This window comes from Bartonella tribocorum (assembly GCF_002778015.1).
Taxonomy (GTDB): domain Bacteria; phylum Pseudomonadota; class Alphaproteobacteria; order Rhizobiales; family Rhizobiaceae; genus Bartonella; species Bartonella tribocorum_B.
Genome location: NZ_NJPP01000053.1, coordinates 1 through 5,132 on the forward strand (window position 1 = coordinate 1; position 5,132 = coordinate 5,132).

Genomic DNA, 5,132 nt, shown 5'->3' on the forward strand with positions numbered 1-5,132 from the left:
CCCATCCTTGAGCTTAAACCGCCCCCAAGCCACCCACCATTTTCGCAAGCAATGCTTATGACACTAAGCGTTTTGCCACCTCCAATATCCACTTGGCTTTTCCGCATTGCTCTTGTGCCTAAAGCTTGCCTCTCATCAGCGCTGTACAAGATCCCCCTCTTCCCCTCATTTTTGTTTTGCCCTCCCGCAGACGCTTTGCTTGTCCTGCCTTTTCCTTCAAAGCACTGTTTGTTTTTATTCTAAATCCTGTCTCGAAACACTTAATGTTCTGTACCATTTTCTCTAAAGCCTCATTAAAACGACTAATTTCATTTTCAAGCTTGCTGATATAGGCTTCATCACGATAAGCTCGTTTAATCAAAGGGGGCATATCCGGCCAATAGAGCATTAAATCCACCCATTCGCGTTGAGAAATCCATAATCCTCCTTGACATTGTGCTTTATGTTCTGGTGGAAAATTTTTTTGCATGAAATGAGGAATTAAAATTTCAGGTTTTTTTGTTTTAATTTCCAACAATCCATTTATTCCCACAAAAGCATCGGGAGAAAATCCTTTTCTTTGATCATCTGCTAAAACAAATCCAATACATTTAGGTTCTGTCTGTGTTAGTTTTCCATAAAGCTGTCGTGCGCTTGGTTCTAATTCTGTCCCGCGTCTCTGAGCAAGGGTTGTTCCTTCTTCCACATTTTTTCCAGTAATTCTTTCTCCTGCCAATTTCATCATCACAGCATGATATCGTGACGTTTTTTGCCCCTGTTTTTTTTTGTGCCATAACCATCTCAAACAAAGAAGCCGTAATCAAACCATTACGCGCTTTCTGCCATTCCTCTGTTCCCTGAATACAATCGATAATAATTGGCATAGTCTTTTCTCCTTTATCTGATGCTGCTTCACAGCATAACCTCTTTGAAACAACACACTTTATGTCTTTACCAGCCGCGCAACATCTCTTTGCCTCATGAGAACAGCTTCTCCATGAGCAACATCTTATTGTGCTGCTGAAAACGCAAAAGACACCTCCTCATAAACCCCACAATCCCCCACAAGGGCGCGCGCACTCTTTTTCTCCCATTCCTCTCTTTTCTGCATATTGGCTAACGCCCTCAAAAACGGGCCCACCCCCCAAAAAAATGCCCCCAAACGCCTTTCCCCACAAAACACTCCCCCACAAAACAGCTCCCATAAACCATCCGCCCCAATAAGTGAGCGCACGRCAGGCTCTATTCTYCCCYCAATGAACAACAGYGCACGAAGCACCATTTTYTCACGCGTGAAAAAATATCTTTCTGCYAACTTGATCATCTTTCTGCCAACTTGGTGTTAGGGCTGCCAACTTGGTGTTAGGGGGGCGGGGTGCCCCCCCGAACATGCTGTTTCGTCGCCTTTTTTCATCCTGCTATTTCTTTTTTCATCCTGCTATCGCACGACAGAAAAATCATAGCGGCAATATTCTTGCGCCAAGTTTCTTGCCACCGTCTCAGCGACTTCTTGCGAGATGAAAAGAACAGCGTTGTGTTTTTGTGGCTCGAGTCTGATTAAATTTTGCGTTTTTCCAGCATAATAGAGTGGAAACCCTTGATAAAAAGTCTTAAGATAACGTGACATGATTACCACCAATAATCTGTCAAGACATCACAGGGACGTAAACGATGCTGTTTTTCATAAGAGCCATAGAGATTATCTTCATAATCGCGCGCGGCTCTTTCATCTAAGCACACATGATAGGCTTCACTATTCAAAATGAAGGGCTGCAATTGTGTATTTTCTTCATTTATTTCATAATTTTCGGTATAAAAATCAGCGATTTGTTCTGTCACATCTTCAGCATGATTAGTTGTAAGATCGAGTCGTAAAACTTTATAAACAGTTTCCGATTCTTCAATCAGTTCGAGCACAGATTCGATTTCGTCGATTGGTCCTTCATAGGTATCAGGCTTTTCATCTTCGCAAAGAATGACGATGATTTCATCCTCTTTAACGAATGGAATATTTTTCATGATTTTCCCCCTTTAGATAGTTGATAAAGCATGGCTTCATCTTGACAAGATCAAATATAGCGTTAGTCTTATATCCTCTATAGGAGAGATGTCAACCATTTTATCCTTCATAAAAGATATATTTTAAATCTTTGCGGGGTTCAAATGACATATATAAATAAAAATCTGTTGTCCCTTATACCCCTCATGATCTTTTCTTGTTCTCTATTTGTTCTTACTCAATTGCAATAATAAACACACAGGAGAGGTAAAATGAGTGATATAATATTACTAAAATACTGGAGTCGTCTTAATTCAAAAACACAGAAAGAACTTATTTTGAAGCTTCGTCAACAGGTCGCCTCAAAAGAGTTAAAATCGCCTGCCTCTCTTCCGGAGAGAGTTTTGAAATAAGCTCTATAAATTCTTTATCTTCAGGACTGGCTCCCCTACCGTAAAGAATATAATTCATACTGATATCAATTTCGTGACAAATTCGCGAGAGGGATTCGATTGTTGGTTCTTTTCCTTCAGACAGGACAGAGTGAAGATATCCCGCGCCTTTACCGGCAGCCAGAGAGATAGATCTCTTTGAGCGTCCACTTTTTTCCAAAGCGGTCCTTAATCTTTTCCGCCAACCATCGATATTCATAAATTCACCATATAGCGCGCCTTTTAAAAAAAACACGTCCTTTTTACAAAACGGGCTTGCAATATCCTCTAAAAAGGATAAAATTAAGGAAACAAATTTTAATTTTCAGGGAGAGATAAAAAATCATTTTATCCTTCATAAAAACACTTTAACCACACCATAGAAAGCAAAATTCCCCCTCCAAAAGCTAACCCCCAAAATAACCCCTTGAGAATATGTTGTCCTGTTTATTTTATTCATCACCGCATTCTCAAATTGTCGATTTCATGCTCTTTAAGCACATCACTCATTTATCAATGTCATAAAGAAGCGCTTTAATATCGTCATCGCACAGAGCCAAACGCAACACAAACGAGATTTCTGTTTGCGCTTTTATTGTCCATGAAACTGTATCAGAAAGAAGAAAGAAGATTTCTGTATGAAACAAGCAGATCAACAAGAAACTCCTCACTATGAATCGTCTAGGCTTCCATATGTTTGTTGGTATCAAAATGACTTTCTAGGCGGCGTTCGTGGCATGCGCGCCCATGAGATTGGAATTTATACGATTCTTCTCAATGAAATGTATGCACGCGGTCGTCCTCTAGAAATATCGGAAGAACGTTTAGCGCGTCTTTGCGGTTGTGACAAGCGAACTTTTGTTAATGTTTTAGAAATGCTGATCAGCGAGGGTAAGATTTTAAATTTAGCCAATGGCTTATGGAATCAGCGTTGCGAAAATGTTTTTCAAGAGCGTAAAAAATTGCTTGAACAAAAGTCCTTTGCGGGACGTTCTTCGGCAAAAAAACGCAAGGAAATCAATGCTGAGATTCAACAACTGCTTAACGAGCGAACCAAAGATGGTAAACAAAGCTCAGAAGCTCAAAAGTCAGAAGAAAAGAAAACACCTTTGGGTGTTTTTGAAAAGAAAACGTATGAGTTAGAATCTTCCCTTTCTTGCGAAGAGCGCTTTGAACAAAGCGATCAACTTCCCGCTTCGGCTTTTTCTTCCTCTCTTATCTGCCTCTCTCCAGAAGAAACAGAAGGTGAAAACGCTTTTCGCAACGCTTGCCAAGCAAGGGATTCTGGTACTTTTATCACACAAATTGTCCCCCGCAAAGCGACAACAAGCCCCGATCCTCTTCCACCCTCCAGCTTTACAACATCGCCTTCGCCCTGTACCACCCAAAAAACTTGTACCACCCAAAAAACTTGCGCCCCCCCCAAAACCACCCCCAAAACCCTCTCAAGCATTCCCAAAGGGCACCGTCTTCCTCAAGCTTGGCAAGCAGACATCAAGGCAGCTGTTTCAGAAGGCTTGAGTGAGAGCCAAGCCCACTGGCAGGCTAAAAAGTTTCGGGACTATTGGCAAGCCAAGAGCGGTAAAGAAGCCCTCAAAGTGGATTGGCAAGCCACATGGCGCAACTGGTTTCGCCGTGAGATCGAATGGTGTGAACAGCAAAAACAGGAACGAACCTCACCTTTGCCCTCTGAGAACAACGAGAATCTTTATCGCAGTCTGATCAATTATACCAACAATGGCTAACATCACACACGAAACCATTTTTTCAAACAAACAACACGGGGGGCACAAATGTTTCAAAACCATCAACAAAACCACCAAAGGCAAAACCACCAAAGACAAAACCACCAAAGACAAAACCACTATGAGCACACCAACGCGCACTGCAACCACCCGTGGAAAAATCCTTTACACCGCAAAACGCCTCACCACCCCCCCCTCTGCTCTCACCACCACAGCGCAATATCCCACGCACCACAACCCACACCCGCAACAGCCCACGCCGCCACACACGCGCCYCAACCCGCRCCCGCAACARCCCACGCCGCCACACACGCGCCCCAACCCGCACCCGCAACAACCCACACCACCACACACACATCACAACCCACACCCGCAACAATCCACGCCACTTTTATGCACATGCCTTGCACCACCCCCCAAAACCACTCTCTCCAAAACCACTCTCTCAAGCATTCCCAAAGGGCACCGTCTTCCTCAAGCTTGGCAAGCAGATATCAAGGCAGCTGTTTCAGAAGGTTTGAGTGAGAGCCAAGCCCATTGGCAAGCTAAAAAGTTTCGCGACTATTGGCTTGCCCAGAGCGGTAAAGAAGCTCTCAAAGTGGATTGGCAAGCCACATGGCGCAACTGGTTTCGCCGTGAGATCGAGCGGTGTGAACAGCAAAAACAGCAAAAACAGGAGCGAACCTCACCTTTTCCCTCTGAGAACAACGAGAATCTTTATCGCAGTCTGATCAACTATACCGACAATGGCTAACATCACCCACGAAACCATTTTTTCAAACAAACAACACGGGGGGCACAAATGTTTCAAAACCATCAACAAAACCACCAAAGGCAAAACCACTATGAGCACACCAACGCGCACTGCAACCACCCGTGGAAAAATCCTTTACACCGCAAAACGCCTCACCCCCCCCCTCTGCTCTCACCACCACAGCGCAATATCCCACGCACCACAACCCACACCCGCAACAGCCC

The 5,132-nt window shown here is 43.7% G+C and carries 6 protein-coding genes and 2 pseudogenes; 2 read left to right on the forward strand and 6 right to left on the reverse strand.

Annotated features, from left to right (window positions below; translation table 11 throughout):
• Positions 1-118 precede the first annotated feature (118 nt).
• From CEV08_RS08810 to CEV08_RS08825, 4 genes and pseudogenes are all read right to left on the reverse strand, one after another.
• Positions 119-863, reverse strand: a pseudogene (locus CEV08_RS08810) (lambda exonuclease family protein).
• A gap of 554 nt (positions 864-1,417) precedes the next feature.
• Positions 1,418-1,606 carry a hypothetical protein gene (locus tag CEV08_RS08815; protein ID WP_100131237.1) on the reverse strand — a complete coding sequence of 63 codons (189 nt, stop codon included), beginning with the start codon at positions 1,604-1,606 and terminating at the stop codon, positions 1,418-1,420.
• A gap of 2 nt (positions 1,607-1,608) precedes the next feature.
• Positions 1,609-1,998 carry a hypothetical protein gene (locus tag CEV08_RS08820; RefSeq protein WP_100131238.1) on the reverse strand — a complete coding sequence of 130 codons (390 nt, stop codon included), beginning with the start codon at positions 1,996-1,998 and terminating at the stop codon, positions 1,609-1,611.
• Between the two features lie 313 nt (positions 1,999-2,311).
• Positions 2,312-2,629: a transcriptional regulator gene (locus tag CEV08_RS08825; protein ID WP_100131240.1), complete on the reverse strand. Its 318-nt coding sequence runs from the start codon at positions 2,627-2,629 to the stop codon at positions 2,312-2,314.
• 418 nt (positions 2,630-3,047) lie between these two features.
• Between CEV08_RS08825 and CEV08_RS08830 the strand changes: the two genes are divergently transcribed.
• Complete coding sequence (locus CEV08_RS08830) at positions 3,048-4,154, forward strand: YdaU family protein (protein WP_100131239.1); 1,107 nt, start codon at positions 3,048-3,050, stop codon at positions 4,152-4,154.
• A 22-nt stretch (positions 4,155-4,176) separates the two neighbouring features.
• Here the strand turns inward: CEV08_RS08830 and CEV08_RS09615 are convergent, their stop codons facing one another.
• Positions 4,177-4,515, reverse strand: a complete 339-nt coding sequence (locus CEV08_RS09615) for a hypothetical protein (RefSeq protein WP_180753582.1) — start codon at positions 4,513-4,515, stop codon at positions 4,177-4,179.
• An 87-nt stretch (positions 4,516-4,602) separates the two neighbouring features.
• Between CEV08_RS09615 and CEV08_RS08835 the strand changes: the two are divergent.
• Positions 4,603-4,908 (forward strand): annotated as a pseudogene (locus CEV08_RS08835) (YdaU family protein); the annotation flags it as partial.
• Between the two features lie 22 nt (positions 4,909-4,930).
• Here the strand turns inward: CEV08_RS08835 and CEV08_RS09620 are convergent.
• A partial coding sequence (locus CEV08_RS09620; protein WP_210421463.1) for a hypothetical protein occupies positions 4,931-5,132 on the reverse strand: 202 nt, incomplete at its 5' end.

Bases quoted from the DNA above. Each gene is read 5' to 3' on its own strand.
- CEV08_RS08830 (WP_100131239.1), top strand. From the start codon at position 3,048: ATGAAACAAGCAGATCAACAAGAAACTCCTCACTATGAATCGTCTAGG.
- CEV08_RS08820 (WP_100131238.1), bottom strand. From the start codon at position 1,998: ATGAAAAATATTCCATTCGTTAAAGAGGATGAAATCATCGTCATTCTT.
- CEV08_RS08825 (WP_100131240.1), bottom strand. From the start codon at position 2,629: ATGAATATCGATGGTTGGCGGAAAAGATTAAGGACCGCTTTGGAAAAA.
- CEV08_RS08815 (WP_100131237.1), bottom strand. From the start codon at position 1,606: ATGTCACGTTATCTTAAGACTTTTTATCAAGGGTTTCCACTCTATTAT.